Source organism: Cupriavidus necator (assembly GCF_040578825.1).
Taxonomy (GTDB): Bacteria; Pseudomonadota; Gammaproteobacteria; order Burkholderiales; family Burkholderiaceae; genus Cupriavidus; species Cupriavidus necator_E.
The window spans coordinates 132,313-147,937 of record NZ_JBEFLI010000006.1 but is presented as its reverse complement, the minus strand read 5'-3'; the positions used below and the strand labels follow the sequence as shown (position 1 = coordinate 147,937).

Here is a 15,625-nt window from a genome sequence, read left to right as displayed (position 1 = left end):
GCCTCGCGGCTCCCTCGCTCTTTCGAGCGGTCGCTCACTCTCAGAAAACTGACTGACCAGATCCGAAGATCCAGTCACGTTTTGCTGTGCGAGCACTGATAACTTTTGAAGCAGCACCGTCCGAAGACAGTGGCGTCCGCTACCCAGCGCCCACACTTATCGGTTGTTTGTTTGTTAAAGAACTGCGCTAGCGGCTTTGCCGTTTTGCGTCGCTGCGTTGTCAGCAGCAGAGAAACGAGATTATGCAGAGCTTTCTTCGTTTCGTCAACCGTTTCAGCATCTTTTTTTGCTGCGGTCAGCGCTGCAAACTTCGCTGCGCCAACCGACCGGTCGACCCCGCAACCCTTGCTGCGTCTGCTTTGCAGCGCTGCGGTGTGTTGCGAGGGGGCGAATATTAAGGGACCGGAAGCGGGTTGGCAAGCGGTTTCGCGAAATAGTTCGCAGCAAGGCTAAAAGCGACGCATGAGACTCAAATGTCGCTGCAGTGACAGCTTTCCACGGCGCCTGAGCCTAAGCTGGCAGACATCACCAGTCCGAACCGCCTCTCCCATATATATAGAGGCATCGAATGCCAGCAGAGCAGCTGAAGGAGACAAGATGACGCAAACCGTGAAGCCTGGCCTGTCGCTGGTCGCCGGCAACACCGAAATCCCGCTGTCCGACGACACCATCCCGGCCCTGCTCGCCCGGACCGTCGCCGCAAACCCGCGCGCTCCCGCCGTGGTGTTCCGCGAGCACGGCGTGCGCTGGAGCTGGACCGAATTCGCCGACCAAGTTGACCGTCTTGCCACCGGCCTGCTCCAGCGCGGCATTCAGCCGGGCGACCGCGTCGGTATCTGGGCGCCGAACCGGCCCGAATGGCTGGTGACCCAGTTCGCCACCGCCCGTATCGGCGCCATCCTGGTCAATATCAACCCGGCCTACCGCCAGGCCGAACTCGAATATGCGCTGAACAAGGCTGGCGTACGGATGCTGATCACCGCGGCCCGCTTCAAGAGCAGCGACTACCTCGCCACGCTGCAGGCGCTGGCACCGGAACTGGCCGACGCGGACCCCGGCTCGCTGCGCGCCGCGCGCCTCCCCGCATTGCAGTGGGTCGTCCGCATGGGTGGCGAGGTCACGCCCGGCATGCTGAACTATGACGAACTGCTGGCCGAGCCGGATACCGTGCGCCTCGACGCAGTGACCGCGACGCTCGATCGGCACGACGCTATCAATATCCAGTTCACCAGCGGCACCACCGGCAATCCGAAGGGCGCCACGCTGACCCACCATAACGTGGTCAATAACGGCCGCTTCGTGGCAATGGCGATGCGACTCGCCTCAAATGACGTACTGTGCATCCCGGTTCCGCTCTATCACTGCTTCGGCATGGTGCTGTCGGTGCTGGCCTGCGTTTCGGTTGGCGCGTGCATGGTGTTCCCGGGCGAGGCCTTCGATCCGCTGGCGACCATGCAGGCGGTCAGCGAGGAGCGCTGCACCGCGCTGCACGGCGTGCCGACGATGTTTATCGCCCAGCTCGACCACCCTGAGTTCACTCGCTTTGACTTTTCCTCACTGCGCACCGGCATCATGGCCGGCGCGCCGTGCCCGATCGAAATCATGAAGCGCGTAGTCGCGGACATGCATATGGCCGAGGTCACCATTGCCTACGGCATGACCGAGACCAGCCCGGTCTCGTTCCAGAGCGCGACCGACGATCCACTGGACAAGCGCGTCTCCACCGTCGGCCGGGTCCAGCCGCACCTGGAATGCAAGGTGGTCGATGCGCTCGGCCAGATCGTGCCCACCGGCACCACCGGCGAGCTCTGCACCCGCGGCTATTCGGTGATGCAGGGCTACTGGGACGATGACGAGCGCACGCGCGAGGCGATTCGCGATGGCTGGATGCACACTGGCGACCTGGCCACCATCGACGACGAGGGTTATTGCAATATCGTGGGCCGGGTGAAAGACATGCTGATTCGCGGCGGCGAGAATATCTACCCGCGCGAGATCGAGGAATTCCTGTTCCGCCATCCCAAGGTCCAGGCGGTACAGGTATTTGGCGTGCCCGACAAGAAGTATGGCGAGGAAGTCTGTGCCTGGATCGTGCTCAAACCCGGCCAGACGGCTACCGAGGAAGAGATCCGCAAGTTCTGCCGCGACCAGATCGCACACTACAAGATTCCGCGCTATATCCGCTTTGTCTCGGAAATGCCGATGACTGTCACAGGGAAGGTGCAGAAGTTTGTCATGCGCGACACCATGATTCATGATCTGGGGCTTGAGCCAAACTCGCCGCAGAACGCGCCGCCAGGCACGGCCGCGTAGGCGGACATCAGCGGGATCATCCATGACCATCCGAATCGTCAGACTGGGATCGCCACGCGCGGCCAATGAGGGCCTGCGCATCGGCACGGTACGGCGGCCGCCGCGCGGCGTGCCCAAGTCCGAGTTCGCCACCCGCGATTACTACGATGTCTGGTATCCCGCGCTGTCACCATCGCCGGAACTGGTGACACAGGCGCTGGCGGCCAGCGACGACAAGCAATGGCGCGCGTTCGTGCGGCAGTTCCGCAAGGAAATGGCGGAGCCGGAAGCGAGCCGCACGCTCGACCTGCTGGCCGCGCTGTCGCACCAGACCAATTTCTCATTGGGTTGCTATTGCGAAGACGAGGCGCATTGCCACCGGTCGGTACTGCGCGAACTGCTGGCTGAACGCGGGGCCGTGCTAGGCTGATCCGCCCGCCGTGCCGGGAATACTCGGCGATTTCCTACCAGCATTCGCAAGCTCCCCAACCCGATGGCCCTGAACGTAGTCTGGCTCGGCTTTTTCCTGATTTCCTTCATCGCCGCCTGTGTCCGCCTGGCCAGCGGCGACCTGACCGTCTTCCCGGCGATGCTGGCGAGCCTGTTCGACAGCGCGCGCACCGCCTTCGAGATCGCGCTCGGCCTGGCCGGGGTGATGAGCCTGTGGCTGGGCATCATGCGCATCGGCGAGCGCGCTGGCGTGGTCGATGCCTTCGCGCGGCTGGTGAACCCGTTGCTGCGCCATTTCTTTCCCGGCGTGCCTCAGGGACACCCGGCGCAGGGCGCGATGATGATGAATGTGTCGGCCAACCTGCTCGGCCTGGACAACGCCGCCACGCCCCTTGGCCTGAACGCCATGCGCGAACTGCAGACGCTGAACCGGCGCCCGGACGTGGCGACCGACGCGCAGATCATGTTCATTGTGCTGAATACGGCCGGGCTGACGCTGATCCCGACCTCGGTGATCGCGATCCGGCAGGCGATTGCGGTCAAGCAGGGTCTGGTGGGTTTCAACGCCGCCGATATCTTCTTGCCGACGTTGCTGGCTACCGGCGGTTCATGCCTGGCGGGACTGCTGGCGGTGGCCTGGGTGCAGCGGCTGAACCTGTTGCGGCCCGCCGTGCTGCTGACGTTCGGACTGGTCGTGGCATTGCTGGCCGGGATGTTCACATGGCTGCGCCACGCGCCGCCCGATCAGGTCAGCAGCGTCACCGCGGTGGCCGGCGCGGGTTTCATCCTGTCGCTGCTCACGCTGTTCCTGGTCTGCGGCGCGCTGCGGCGGGTCAATGTCTACGAAGCCTTTATCGATGGCGCCAAGGAAGGCTTCGGCGTCGCCGTGCAGATCATTCCGTACCTGGTTGCGATCCTGGTCGCGATCGGACTTTTCCGAGCCGCCGGCTGCATGGACGTGCTGATGGGCTGGCTGACGCTGGGCTTTGCCAGCCTGGGCGTCAATACGGATTTCGTGCCGGCCTTGCCGGTGGGGCTGATGAAGATCCTGTCCGGCGCCGGCGCGCGTGGCTTGATGGTGGATGTGATGACGACCTATGGCGTGGACTCGTTCGAAGGCCGGCTCGCAGCGATTATCCAAGGGTCGACCGAAACCACCTTCTATGTGCTGGCCGTCTATTTCGGCAGTATCAATGTGCGCAACACGCGCCACGCGCTGGGATGTGCGCTGGTGGCTGACACGGCTGGTCTGGTGTGCGCCATAGGCGCCGCTTACCTGTTCCGATAAGCCTTGCGCCCGCAACTGTCTGAGGTCTTGTTGCATCATTGCAACGGCATTGTGCTTATTGTCAGACATTGACACATGAAAGCTTGGTGCGTCGCAACAATCCATGTATAGTGAAGTCTGTCTCCTCCACCACCTCGGTGGATTCCAACCCACGCATAACCTGCGTGGGTTTTTTTTGTCCTGAATCAGGGCGCTGCAACAATCGTTGCGCACAAGCACCGGCCGGCTTAGAAATTGTGCTTCTCGCACCGCAAACGCTTCATCCTTGCTTCCTCGCGGTGCAATCTACTGTCAACAACACCCTGGCCACCAGTTTTGTTGCAGCGCACCAATCGCTGACGTAGAGTGGGTACACGAAAGGCAGCCAATCCGGTCTGTCCCGCATTGACCCGGCCCGCATGTTTGCCCCCGCCCGCCTGATCCGCTATTGGCCCGAAACCGCACTGCTCCGGCGCGGGATCATTTATGCGCTGTCATTCCTGGCACTGGCCGGCGTGGGCTGGCTGACTGGCGATGACGGCTATCTGTGGTCCGCCACCGCCTCGATCTGGACTTGCCTGGCGGACCGGCACGGCACGGCTTCGTCACGGTTTTCCAGCCTGGGCGCCGTCGGCATCGGCGGTGCCATCGCAAGCGCGCTCGGCACCGCCGTGGCGCCAACGCCGTGGCTGGCCGTAATCGTCGTGATGGCAGGCGGTCTTGCCGCGGGCCTTGCCGAGACGCGCGGCGCGGCCAGCGCGATGGCGGGCAAGCTGCTCTACGTGGTGTTGGTGGCAGCCTGCCTGCAGCCAGCCGCCGGCCCTGACCTGCAAGCGCACGCATTGCAGAGCGGCCTCGACTACCTGCGAGGCGGCGTGTTTGCGTGCCTTGCCTGCCTGGCGCTGATCCCGTCCGAACGCGACAACCGGCCCCACGCCGAGATCGTGGCCATCTATGAGGCGCTGGTTCGCTTTGCCGCGGCGCTGGCGGATACCGCCCACGGCAACGATCTGGCCGCCTGCAAGCAAGCCGTTCGCACCCGCATCGAGGCAGCACGCCACGCCATCGCGGCGCGGCGCAACGTACGCGACACCTCCAGCCTGTTGCGCCATGCCTATGCCGTTGGGGTCGCCGACGCGCTGTTCGCGCTGCTGATCGTCGCGGGCGAGCTGCGCGAGCGCGCCGGTCCTGCGCACCGGCTGCCGCTGCGCCATGTTGCGCGCAGCGTAGCCGACACCCGTCAGCAGGTCAGCCAGGCGCTGGCCCTGCACGCTCCCGACTTGCCTGCACTAAGCGCGGCGCTGCGCCATGAGCTGCGCCGCCTGACCGCGCCGCTGGCCAACGCCGGCGCGCCGCCGCCTTACCAATCGGCGCTGGCGGCGCTCGCCCGCCATCCGGACTTCGATACCTGGCGCGCCGGCTTTGCCTGGCCGCGTCGGGGCCTGGGCGATGGCCTCGGTCGCTTGCTCCGTACGCTGGCGGACCATGCGGCGCGCGACGCGCTGGCCGCGCGCCACGCACTGCGGCTGGCGCTGGCCGGCGGCCTCAGCCTGGTGCCGGCGCAGTTCTGGCATCTCGACCATGGCTACTGGGTCGCGGTGACGGTGATCATGGTGCTGAGCCCGCAATGGCAAACCACCCGGCAGGTGTCGCTGAAACGCTTCGCCGGATCGCTGGGCGGTGCGCTGTGCGCCTGCGCCATCGGCCTGCTCCATCCGGCGCCGGCAGTGGCGCTGGCCATCAGCGCGGCCTTCCTGGCCGGGGCCTACGCCAGCCGGCTGGCCGGGCAGCCGGCGGCGTTCGCCTTCTGCCTGACGCCGGCCGTGATCCTGTTCTCGTGGGTCGGCGCCCCCGCCACCGACAGCAGCCACTTTGCCGCGCTGCGCGGTATCGACACCGCGCTGGGCTGCCTGATCGCGCTGGCCACCTACTATGTGCTGGCGCCGCGCGTGGAGATGTCGCGCGTGTTCCGCCATGCGATCGATGCGGTCGCGGTCAACGCGGTCTACCTGCGTGCCGCCTTTGCCGCCAGCCGCGCAGCGGTTGGCGCCATGCCGCCGGCCGAGCCCCGGCTGGAAGCGCTGCGCATCGCCGCCGGGCGCGCCTCGACGCGTGCCGAGCACACGCTCGCCCAGTCGGCGGGCGCGCTGGCACCCGACTTTGCCGGGGCCTACCAACGCGTACACGCGACCGCACGCCGCATGGCCGCGCTGGCGGGCGTGGTCAGAGCGGGGGTGGAATCCGGCGCGTTCGCGCTGCCCGCCGGTGCCGAGATGCGCGCGAGGCTGACGCTGCTGGAAGCGCAACTTGCTGAACTGGCAATGCGGGCGGGCCTGGCCGGGAACACCGGAAAGTCGAATCACGCGCCCTCGCCCCTGGCAGGCGCCGACACCATCGACGCCTTCCTGGCCGATCAGGCCGACTACGCCGACGCGCATATCGCCGCGGCGCACGCGGCGGTGGCGGACCTGCGCGCGCTGGGCGCCACTGCGCGCAAGCCGCTGGCACGCCCGCGCGCGCACAGCGGCTGAGCCTGCGGACCGCGCTGCGGCGCAGCGGAATGAAACCTCTGCGTTCTCCACCGCGCTCCTTTACGGAACGCGGGGATGACCTATATTTATCTAATACGTCCGCCGCCAGCACGAGGCACGCCATGCCAGACATCACGTTCCCTCGCAGCCTCCCGACCTACTGCGCAGCCAGCCTCACGCTGTCCTGCCCCGCCACGGTCAACGGCAGTCCCACCCAGTATTCCGTCACCGCCGAGGCCCTCGAAGCCCATTTCGGCGCGCGTTCGCCGCGCGAGGAAGACCTGGTCGCGGCCTTCACCAGCAACCGCCAGCGCATCGAGAGCCTGTTCGAGCTGACCCAGGCACGCGAAATCGTGCTGCGCAGCGGCCATTTCCGCTTCGCCGGCTGACTTCCAAACCCCAGCCGGGGCGATCATGCCCCGGCCCTGCGTCACGCACTCAATCGGCCTTCGCTTCGCCGCGCACCAGCAGCACCGGCACCGTCGACTGACGGATCACGGCCTCGGCCACACTACCCAGCACCAGCCGGCGCACGCCGCGGCGTCCATGCGTGCCGATCACCAGCAGGTCGGCGCCCCACTGGCGCGCGGCCTCGTTGATCGAGGCACCGATATCGCCGGGCACCGGCGCATCGCTGACCAGCCTGGTTTCATGCACGACACCGGCCGCGGCGAGCTGCTGCGCGGCGGCCGCCAGCGCGCGCTGGCCGCTTTCCTCGAACGCCTTCTGCAACTGGCCCGGATCGTAATAGCCGACATCGAACATCGGCGTGCCGGTGTCGACGACATAGAGCGCCAGCACGGTCGCGCCGCCCGGTGCCGCCACGCGGATGGCTTCGCGCAGTGCCAGGTCCGACGTGCTGCTGCCGTCGACCGCCACCACAATCTTGCTGTATGCCGCGCTAGTCATAGGCGTTACCTCCGTAGACAGGGAACAGGAAAAAGGTCGGACGGCACCAGAAGCCATCCGCTTTCGATACTACACGTGCCGCTCCCGCCACCGCGCCCCGCCGGATCAAGGCAAGACGACATGACACCAAATGGCTTAAATTGACCGACCGGTCGGCTTATATATAATAGGGCCAGCCGCCTTAGTACCGACTCTGCGATCGCCGTTCTGCGATCGCCATCAACCAGCGGCATCCCCGCCAGAGGAGGCCCCATGTACACCCAGAGCCTGGACCTGCCCGGCCAGCATCCCGACCCGGCCCAAGCCCACGCGCCTCAGGACGACGTCGACCGCCAGGCCGCGTTCGATCACTGCATGGCTGCCGACGGCAAGATCGAGCCGCAGGACTGGATGCCCGCCGCCTACCGCAAGACGCTGGTGCGCCAGATCTCGCAGCACGCGCATTCCGAGATCGTCGGCATGCTGCCAGAGGGCAACTGGATCAGCCGGGCCCCGTCGCTCAAGCGCAAGGCCATCCTGCTGGCCAAGGTGCAGGACGAAGGCGGCCACGGGCTCTACCTGTATTCCGCCGCCGAGACGCTGGACGCCTCGCGCGACGACATGATCGACACGCTGCACAGCGGCAAGGCCAAGTATTCGTCGATCTTCAATTACCCGACGCTGACCTGGGCCGATGTCGGCGTAATCGGCTGGCTGGTCGACGGCGCGGCGATCATGAACCAGATCCCGCTGTGCCGCTGCTCGTACGGGCCCTATGCGCGCGCGATGATCCGCATCTGCAAGGAAGAGTCGTTCCACCAGCGCCAGGGTTTCGACGCGCTGTTGGCGATGATGCGCGGCACCGACGCCCAGCGCGAGATGGTGCAGGACGCGGTCAACCGGTGGTGGTTCCCGGTGCTGATGATGTTCGGCCCGCCTGATGCCGCGTCGACCAACAGCGCGCAGACCATGGCCTGGGGCATCAAGCGCATTTCCAACGACGACCTGCGCCAGAAGTTTGTCGATGCCACGGTCGAGCAGGCGCGCGTGCTGGGCGTGACGCTGCCCGACCCCGGCCTGCAATGGAATGCCGAGCGCGCCCACTATGACTACAGCCCGCTGGACTGGGACGAGTTCTGGCGCGTGATCAACGGCGACGGCCCCTGCAACAAGGAGCGGCTGGCCACGCGCGTGAAGGCGCACGAGGACGGCGCCTGGGTGCGCGAGGCCGCGCTGGCGCATGCCGCCAAGGTGGCCGAACGCGAAGCGCGCGCCAGCCGCGCCGCTGCCTGAAGCCCACGTCCGACGACGGAGGAGACAACGATGCAACGCAAGGAATGGCCGCTGTGGGAAGTATTCGTGCGCAGCAAGCAAGGCCTGGAACACAAGCATTGCGGCAGCCTGCACGCCGCCGACGCGCAGCAGGCGCTGCATATGGCGCGCGACGTCTATACGCGGCGCCAGGAAGGCGTGTCGATCTGGGTGGTGCCGTCGGCCGCCATCACCGCGAGCGTGCCGGAGGAAAAGCCGGAGCTGTTCGATCCGATGGCCGACAAGATCTACCGGCACCCGACGTTCTACCAGCTTCCTGACGAAGTCAACCACATGTAAGGGACCGCATGATCACTGCGCCCCAACCGCCGACCGCGCCCGCCACGCTGGACTACCTGCCACCGGCGCGCACCGCCGCGCTGCGCTACGTCTTGCGGCTGGCCGACAATGCCCTGATCCTGGGCCAGCGCAACGCCGAATGGTGCGGCCACGGCCCGGTGCTGGAAGAAGACATCGCGCTGGCCAATATCAGCCTGGACCTGATCGGCCAGGCGCGGCTGCTGTACGGCCGTGCCGGCGAACTGGAAGGCGAGCTGACCGGCCTGCCGCGCCATGAGGACGACTACGCCTACTGGCGCACCGAGCGCGAGTTCCGCAACTGGACGCTGATGGAACTGCCCCACCGCGGGCCGCTGGCGGGCAACGCAAGCGCCGATCGCGACTACGCCGTCACCGTCATGCGCAACTTCCTCTACAGCGCGCTGATGGTCGAACTGTGGGACGCGCTGCTGGCGAGCCGCGACCATCAGCTCGCCGCGATCGCCGCCAAGTCGATCAAGGAAGCGCGCTACCACCTGCATCACGCGGCGGGCTGGGTGGTGCGCCTGGGCGACGGCACCGAAGCGTCGCACGCGCGCATCCAGCGGGCGCTGGAGCACCTGCTGCCGTATATGAACGAGTGCTTTGCCGAGGACGAGGTGGAAAGCGAGGCCGCGGCGCAGGGCGTCGGCATCGTCACCGCGACGCTGCGCCCGGCCTGGGATGCCACCGTCGCCGAAACGCTGCAGGCCGCCACGCTGACGCTGCCGCCAGCCACAAGCTTTGTCTCGACCGGCAAGCACGGCGCGCATTCGGAGCATATGAGCTACCTGCTGGGCGAGATGCAGGGGCTGGCGCGGGCCCATCCGGGCGCGCAATGGTAAGCGCCCGCTTCGCCGCAAAGGATTGACCGGCATGAATGTCACCTCCCTGCCCCTTCGCAACGAGCGCATCGCCGATGGCCGCATCCAGCGCGCCTGGGCAGCACTCGAAGCCGTGCCGGACCCCGAGATCCCGGTGGTATCGATCCGCGAGCTGGGCATCCTGCGCGATATCGCGGCCTGCGCCGACGGCGTGCTGGAGGTGGTCATCACTCCCACCTACTCAGGCTGCCCGGCGATGTCGCAGATCGCCGAAGACATCGGCCAGGCGCTGGATGCGGCCGGCCTCGCACCCTGGCGCATCCGCACCGTGCTGTCGCCGGCGTGGACCACCGACTGGATCACCCCGGCCGCGCGCGACCGGCTGCGCGAATTCGGCATTGCGCCGCCCGGCCAGTGCGGCACGACGCCGGACGCCGCACAGCCGCTGCGCTTCGTGCCGCGCGCCGCGCGCGCAGGCGCGCCCGATACCGTCGCGTGCCCCCGCTGCGGCAGCGTGCATACGCAGGAAATCTCGCGCTTCGCCTCGACCGCATGCAAGGCGCTGTACCGCTGCTTGGACTGCCGCGAGCCGTTCGACTATTTCAAACCCTACTGAGCCCTGCCGGGCCGAAGCCAGGCTGCCATGACCCCCCAGTTCCACCCGCTGCGCGTGGCGCAGGTGCGCCCCGAGACCGCCGACACCATCTCGATCGCATTCGAGGTGCCGGCCGCGCTGCGCGACGCCTACCGCTTCACGCAGGGCCAGTTCCTGACGCTGCGGGCGCCGGTCGACGGCAAGGACCTGCGCCGCTCGTATTCGATCTGCTCGGCGGTGCAGGACTATGACGAGCATGGCGAGCTGCGCGTGGCGGTCAAGCTGGTGGAGGACGGACTCTTTTCGTCGCACCTGCACGACACCATCGCCCCCGGCCAGGTGATCGACGTGATGACCCCCGACGGGCGCTTCCACGTGCCGCTCGATCCGGACGCCGCGCGCCACTACGTGGCCTTTGCCGCCGGCAGCGGCATCACGCCGGTGCTGTCGCTGATCCGCACCACGCTGCAAGCCGAGCCCCTCAGCCGCTTCACGCTGGTCTACGGCAACCGCAACGTCGACAGCATCATCTTCTCGGAGGCGCTGGAGGACCTGAAGAACCAGTACCTGTCGCGCTTCACGCTCTACCACGTGCTGTCGCGCCAGCCGCAGGAGGTCGACCTGCTGCACGGCCGGCTCGACCATGCCCGCGTGACCGCCTTCCTGCAGACGCTGATCCCGGTCGACGATATCGACGCCGCCTTTGTCTGCGGCCCGGCCTCGATGATCGACGAAGTCGAGGCGGCGCTGCGCGATGCGGGCCTCGATCCGCACCGCATCCATGCCGAGCGCTTCGGCGTGCCGCTGGCGCAGGCCAGGCGCAAGCCGCCACCCAGCCACGCCGACCATGCCGGCACGGCCGAGCTGGTGGTGGTGCTCGACGGCAAGCAGCACAGCATGCGGCTGCCGCTGGAGGACGCCAACGTGCTCGACACCGCGCTGGCAGCGGGGCTGGACCTGCCCTACGCCTGCAAGGGCGGCGTCTGTTGCACCTGCCGCGCCAAGGTGCTGGAAGGCAAGGTGGAGATGGAGAAGAACTACACGCTCGAGCCGTGGGAGATGGAGAAGGGCTTCGTGCTCACCTGCCAGGCGCGCGCCCTGACGCCGCGCGTGGTGGTCAGCTACGACGAGCGCTGAGCTGGCGCCGACCGGGGCGTTGCGGCCGTGGCGCCACGTGCGCGTTCTGACGATCGCAGGCAGTGATTACAATGGCGGCAGACCGGCACCCGCCTGGCGCAATGCTTGCTGGAGGATGACTAGCTGGCAGCGCCAGCGAACCGTCCCGCCCATATACAATCACGGCCATGCAATATATCCACGTCGTCAACGGTGATGTAGCAGGCACGACCCTGCGCCAGGCCCTGGCCCAGGCAGCGCGACCCGATCCTGTCGTGGTGCTGCGCGACGACCTCGCGGTGGGGCCGCTGGTCGACATCGACAGCACCGGCATGATCCGTTCCGGCTTCTGGCAGCGGGTGGCCCCGCACACCGACATCGACTTCGCCGCCGAAATGCGCCAGGCGCTGGACCAGCTGCTGGCGCTGCGGCAGGACGACATGGAAGTCGCGATCTGGCACGGCCAGAGCGCCGCCGATCAGCTCATGCTGCGCCGGGTGGTGTTCCACCTGTACCAGGCACCGCAACGGATCAACGAAGTCGCGATGGACCTGCGCGAGCTGGAAATGCCGGCGCAAGGCAATCTGGCGGCGATCGGCATGTACTCGCCCGCGCGGCTGGCGCGGCGCTTTTCCACCATTGCCCCGGTATCGGTGCTGCGCCTTGGCCGGCTCGGCTACGAATGGCAGCAGAACGTCAAGGAAAACGCCGACGTGCGCCTGTGGAAAGGCAACACGCTGGTACCGGCGGCGTACCACACCGTCGACGAGATCATCATGGAACGCGCCCCGGACCAGTGGACGCCGGCGGCCCAGGTGGTGGGCAGCGTGATGGGCGCGATCGAAGGCCTGCTGGCCAGCGACTGGTTCGTGTTCTGGCGCTGCCGCGAGCTGATCGCCATGGGCCAGATGGTGCTGCGCGGCAATGCCGACTCGCTCGAGACATGCGAGCTGCGCCGGCATACCGGCGGTGGCGGCGGCGAGTAATCACGAGACTTATGGCCCGTACCAAGGCACCCGATTTCGAAGCGCAGCGCGAGCAGATCCTGGACCTGGCCGCCGCCGCCTTCGCCAACAGCAGCTACCCCAGCACCTCGATGGCCGACCTGGCCGCCGCCTGCGGCACCTCCAAGGCGCGGCTGTACCACTATTACGAGAGCAAGGAAGCGATCCTGTTCGACCTGCTGGACCGCTACACGCGCCGGCTGATGCTGCTGGTGACCGAGGTCGAGGCCGATGCCGAGCGCCACGCGCGCACCGACAAGGAAGCCTTCGGCAACCTGATCCGCGCCTTCCTGGCCGAGTACGAGACCTCGCAAACCCGGCATGTGGCGCTGATCAACGACGTCAAGTTCCTGGCCGACAGCCAGCGCGACATCATCCTCGGGCGCGAGCGCGACGTGGTGGCCGCTTTCTCGCGCCTGCTACGCCGCGCCTACCCGGAGCGCGTCACGCGCGAGAACCAGACCGCGCTGACCATGACCGTGTTCGGCATGATCAACTGGACCTTCACCTGGCTCAAGCCGGGCGGACGGCTGTCGTACGCGGCGTTTGCCGAGATGGTGGTCGACCTGCTTGAAGGCGGCCTGCCTGGCCGCGCCGCCGTGGCCGGGCGCTGACTGCGCCCTCGCCGGTTCTCAGGTCCACTCGGCTTCTTCCCGCTGGCGCCGCTGCTCGCGGTCCTGGCGGAACATCTCCTCCAGCTCGTCGCGCGCCTGGCGCGCCAGCGACACCAGCTTTTTCTGATCCGTGTAGTGCGGATAGAAGCGGTCGATCGCCTGGACGTTATGCCGCCGGAAACGCAGCGCCACGTTGCGCGCCTCGGCCGGGTCGAAGCCCAGCCCTTCCAGCACGCGCCGGCCCATCATCAGCGAGCCTTCGAACATCTCGCGCTCGAACAGGTGCACGCCGCGGTCCTTGAGCTGGTAGATATGCGACACATGGCGCGCCCGCGCATAGATCTGCAGCGCGGGAAAGCGCTCGCGCACCCGGTCGATCAACTGCAGGCTGTCGTCCATGCCGTCGATCGCCACCACCAGGATGCGCGCCTGGGCGATGCCGGCGGCTTCCAGCAGGTCGAGCCGGGTGGCATCGCCGTAGAAGATCTTGAAGCCGTACTGGCGCAGGAACTCGATCTGGTCCGGATCGTGGTCGAGCACCGTGACGCCCACCCCCTGGCTGTACAGCAGCCGGCCGATGATCTGGCCGAAGCGGCCGAAGCCGGCGATCAGCACCGGGTTCTGCTGCGGCGTGATGGAGTCGGCCGCCCGTGCCTTGCGCCCGCCCAGCCGCGGCGTCACGAACCGGTCGTAGGCCAGCAGCAGCAACGGCGTGGCCACCATCGACAACGCCACCACCAGCACCAGCAGCGCCTCGGTCGTGCGCGGCAGCAGGCCGGCGCCGCCGGCCACGCCGAACACCACGAAGGCAAATTCGCCGCCCTGCGAGATCAGCAGCGCGAACAGCAGCCGCTGGCCGCGCGCGATGGCGAAATGCTTTGCCAGCAGTGCCAGCACCACGGTCTTGGCGGCGACGAAGACCGTCACCAGCCCGAGCACCAGCCATGGCGAGCGCGCCAGCACGGCGAAGTCGATCGACATGCCGACCGCCATGAAGAACAGCCCCAGCAGCAGGCCCTTGAACGGCTCCAGGTCGGCCTCGAGCGCATGGCGGTATTCCGAGTCGGCCAGCAGCACGCCGGCCAGGAAGGTGCCGAGTGCCATCGACAGACCCACGGCGTCCATCATCAGCGCGATGCCCACCACCAGCAGCAATGAGAACGCGGTGAACATCTCGCGCATATCGGTGCGGGCGATAAAGCGCAACGCCGGCCGCACCAGGTAGCGGCCGCCGGCCACGACCAGCCCGATCACCACCACTGCCTTGCCCGCGGCCAGCCAGCCGGTCGCGCCCGCTGCCGCACCTTCCGCGCCGGCGGCGCCCTGCATGCCCAGCAGCGGCAGCAGCGCGATCATCGGGATCGCGGCGATGTCCTGGAACAGCAGGATGCCGAAGCTGGCGGCGCCCGCCGGCGTGCCGAACAGGTTGCGCTCGGTCAGCGTCGCCAGCGCGATCGCGGTCGACGACAGCGCCAGCCCCAGCCCGGCCACCAGCGCCACCTGCCACGATGCGCCGGCCAGCGCCGCCACGCCGCCGATCACCAGCGCGCACGCGGCGAGCTGCGCGCCGCCATAGCCGAAGATGCTTCGCCGCAGCGCCCACAGCTTGCGCGGCTCCAGTTCCAGGCCGATCACGAACATCATCAGCACCACGCCGAATTCGGAGAAATGCAGGATCGACTCGACATCGGTCACCAGCCGCAGCGCGAACGGGCCGATCGCCGCGCCCGCCAGCAGGTAGCCCAGCACCGCGCCCAGCCCGCTGCGGCGCGCCAGCGGCACCGCCACCACGGCCGCCACCAGGAACACCAGCAGCGCAATCAGGAAGTCATGCTGGTTCATGCCTGCACCTCCGCCGGCGCGGCATCCGTGCCCAGGCGTCCGCAGACATGGGCGATATGGTCGGCCAGCGCCTGGGCGTCGGCGTTGTCGGCGTCGTGCAGCACCACCGGCGGCAGCCAGGTCATGCCGCACAGCAGGACGGTCTGCTCCAGCGGCAGCAGGAAGTCCTCGATCGGGTGTCCATGGTTGCCGTCCGGGCCGTACGAGTCGGCGGTACCGCCGGTGCTGACCACCGCCAGCACCGACTTGCCGCGCAGCGCCGTGCCGCCAGGGCCGTAGGCCCAGCCGTGCTCGAGCACTTCATCGAGCCACAGCTTGAGCAGCGCCGGCACGCTGTACCAGCGCACCGGGTATTGCAGCACGATGGTGTCCGAGACCGCCAGCACGCGCTGCTCGGCCACGACATCGATGTCGTAATCCACATAACTGCGATAGAGATCGCGTACCTGTACCTGCGGCAGCGCCGCCAGCGCATCGGCCAGCGGCCGGTTGACGCGCGAACGGCTGGGGGTGGGATGCGCGTAGATCACGACAATTGGGGACTCGGTCATCGAAAGGCGATCGACTCTTTAA

Annotated in this window: 15 protein-coding genes; 12 read left to right on the top strand and 3 right to left on the bottom strand. The window is 67.4% G+C overall.

Features of this window, described 5'->3' with window-relative positions; genetic code table 11:
* Positions 1–597 precede the first annotated feature (597 nt).
* The 5 genes from AB1I47_RS05695 (at position 598) to AB1I47_RS05675 (ending at position 6,929) form a co-directional block, all read left to right on the top strand.
* Positions 598–2,313, top strand: a complete 1,716-nt coding sequence (locus AB1I47_RS05695; RefSeq protein WP_354682796.1) for an AMP-binding protein — start codon at positions 598–600, stop codon at positions 2,311–2,313.
* A gap of 22 nt (positions 2,314–2,335) precedes the next feature.
* A complete protein-coding gene (locus AB1I47_RS05690) occupies positions 2,336–2,722 on the top strand; it encodes a DUF488 domain-containing protein (RefSeq protein WP_354682795.1) in 387 nt (128 codons plus the stop codon).
* Between the two features lie 63 nt (positions 2,723–2,785).
* On the top strand, positions 2,786–4,030 hold the full coding sequence (locus AB1I47_RS05685; protein ID WP_354682794.1) for a nucleoside recognition domain-containing protein: 1,245 nt from the start codon (positions 2,786–2,788) through the stop codon (positions 4,028–4,030).
* 398 nt (positions 4,031–4,428) lie between these two features.
* Complete coding sequence (locus AB1I47_RS05680; protein ID WP_354682793.1) at positions 4,429–6,540, top strand: FUSC family protein; 2,112 nt, start codon at positions 4,429–4,431, stop codon at positions 6,538–6,540.
* 122 nt (positions 6,541–6,662) lie between these two features.
* Entirely contained in the window at positions 6,663–6,929 is a 267-nt protein-coding gene (locus AB1I47_RS05675) for a DUF1488 family protein (RefSeq protein ID WP_354682792.1), read from the top strand.
* A gap of 49 nt (positions 6,930–6,978) precedes the next feature.
* Here the strand turns inward: AB1I47_RS05675 and AB1I47_RS05670 are convergent, their stop codons facing one another.
* The gene (locus AB1I47_RS05670) at positions 6,979–7,449 is read right to left on the bottom strand and encodes a universal stress protein (RefSeq protein WP_354682791.1); all 471 of its coding nucleotides are present in this window, start codon (positions 7,447–7,449) and stop codon (positions 6,979–6,981) included.
* Positions 7,450–7,701: 252 nt separating this feature from the next.
* On the opposite strand from AB1I47_RS05670, the gene paaA reads away from it, so the two are divergent.
* The 7 genes from paaA (at position 7,702) to AB1I47_RS05635 (ending at position 13,210) form a co-directional block, all read left to right on the top strand.
* Positions 7,702–8,721: a 1,2-phenylacetyl-CoA epoxidase subunit PaaA gene (gene paaA, locus AB1I47_RS05665; RefSeq protein ID WP_354682790.1), complete on the top strand. Its 1,020-nt coding sequence runs from the start codon at positions 7,702–7,704 to the stop codon at positions 8,719–8,721.
* Positions 8,722–8,751: 30 nt separating this feature from the next.
* Complete coding sequence (gene paaB, locus AB1I47_RS05660) at positions 8,752–9,039, top strand: 1,2-phenylacetyl-CoA epoxidase subunit PaaB (protein WP_012354162.1); 288 nt, start codon at positions 8,752–8,754, stop codon at positions 9,037–9,039.
* An 11-nt stretch (positions 9,040–9,050) separates the two neighbouring features.
* Positions 9,051–9,902: a 1,2-phenylacetyl-CoA epoxidase subunit PaaC gene (paaC, locus tag AB1I47_RS05655; RefSeq protein WP_354682801.1), complete on the top strand. Its 852-nt coding sequence runs from the start codon at positions 9,051–9,053 to the stop codon at positions 9,900–9,902.
* Between the two features lie 31 nt (positions 9,903–9,933).
* Positions 9,934–10,497: a 1,2-phenylacetyl-CoA epoxidase subunit PaaD gene (gene paaD / locus AB1I47_RS05650; RefSeq protein WP_354682789.1), complete on the top strand. Its 564-nt coding sequence runs from the start codon at positions 9,934–9,936 to the stop codon at positions 10,495–10,497.
* A gap of 27 nt (positions 10,498–10,524) precedes the next feature.
* A complete protein-coding gene (gene paaE / locus AB1I47_RS05645; protein ID WP_354682788.1) occupies positions 10,525–11,613 on the top strand; it encodes a 1,2-phenylacetyl-CoA epoxidase subunit PaaE in 1,089 nt (362 codons plus the stop codon).
* A gap of 167 nt (positions 11,614–11,780) precedes the next feature.
* Positions 11,781–12,578 carry a DUF1835 domain-containing protein gene (locus AB1I47_RS05640; protein WP_354682787.1) on the top strand — a complete coding sequence of 266 codons (798 nt, stop codon included), beginning with the start codon at positions 11,781–11,783 and terminating at the stop codon, positions 12,576–12,578.
* 11 nt (positions 12,579–12,589) lie between these two features.
* The gene (locus AB1I47_RS05635) at positions 12,590–13,210 is read left to right on the top strand and encodes a TetR/AcrR family transcriptional regulator (protein WP_354682786.1); all 621 of its coding nucleotides are present in this window, start codon (positions 12,590–12,592) and stop codon (positions 13,208–13,210) included.
* An 18-nt stretch (positions 13,211–13,228) separates the two neighbouring features.
* Here AB1I47_RS05635 and kefC read toward each other — a convergent pair whose 3' ends face one another.
* Both kefC and kefF read right to left on the bottom strand, forming a co-directional pair.
* Entirely contained in the window at positions 13,229–15,052 is a 1,824-nt protein-coding gene (gene kefC, locus AB1I47_RS05630; RefSeq protein ID WP_354682785.1) for a glutathione-regulated potassium-efflux system protein KefC, read from the bottom strand.
* Positions 15,049–15,603, bottom strand: coding sequence for a glutathione-regulated potassium-efflux system oxidoreductase KefF (kefF, locus tag AB1I47_RS05625; RefSeq protein ID WP_354682784.1), 555 nt, complete (start codon positions 15,601–15,603; stop codon positions 15,049–15,051). The genes kefC and kefF overlap by 4 nt, the downstream gene beginning before the upstream one ends.
* Positions 15,604–15,625: the final 22 nt, after the last annotated feature.

Coding starts and splice junctions, on each gene's coding strand:
- paaD (WP_354682789.1), top strand. CDS start 9,934: ATGAATGTCACCTCCCTGCCCCTTCGCAACGAGCGCATCGCCGATGGC.
- AB1I47_RS05635 (WP_354682786.1), top strand. CDS start 12,590: ATGGCCCGTACCAAGGCACCCGATTTCGAAGCGCAGCGCGAGCAGATC.
- AB1I47_RS05690 (WP_354682795.1), top strand. CDS start 2,336: ATGACCATCCGAATCGTCAGACTGGGATCGCCACGCGCGGCCAATGAG.
- paaB (WP_012354162.1), top strand. CDS start 8,752: ATGCAACGCAAGGAATGGCCGCTGTGGGAAGTATTCGTGCGCAGCAAG.
- kefC (WP_354682785.1), bottom strand. CDS start 15,052: ATGAACCAGCATGACTTCCTGATTGCGCTGCTGGTGTTCCTGGTGGCG.
- paaA (WP_354682790.1), top strand. CDS start 7,702: ATGTACACCCAGAGCCTGGACCTGCCCGGCCAGCATCCCGACCCGGCC.
- kefF (WP_354682784.1), bottom strand. CDS start 15,603: ATGACCGAGTCCCCAATTGTCGTGATCTACGCGCATCCCACCCCCAGC.
- paaE (WP_354682788.1), top strand. CDS start 10,525: ATGACCCCCCAGTTCCACCCGCTGCGCGTGGCGCAGGTGCGCCCCGAG.
- AB1I47_RS05675 (WP_354682792.1), top strand. CDS start 6,663: ATGCCAGACATCACGTTCCCTCGCAGCCTCCCGACCTACTGCGCAGCC.
- AB1I47_RS05695 (WP_354682796.1), top strand. CDS start 598: ATGACGCAAACCGTGAAGCCTGGCCTGTCGCTGGTCGCCGGCAACACC.
- AB1I47_RS05680 (WP_354682793.1), top strand. CDS start 4,429: ATGTTTGCCCCCGCCCGCCTGATCCGCTATTGGCCCGAAACCGCACTG.
- AB1I47_RS05640 (WP_354682787.1), top strand. CDS start 11,781: ATGCAATATATCCACGTCGTCAACGGTGATGTAGCAGGCACGACCCTG.
- AB1I47_RS05685 (WP_354682794.1), top strand. CDS start 2,786: ATGGCCCTGAACGTAGTCTGGCTCGGCTTTTTCCTGATTTCCTTCATC.
- AB1I47_RS05670 (WP_354682791.1), bottom strand. CDS start 7,449: ATGACTAGCGCGGCATACAGCAAGATTGTGGTGGCGGTCGACGGCAGC.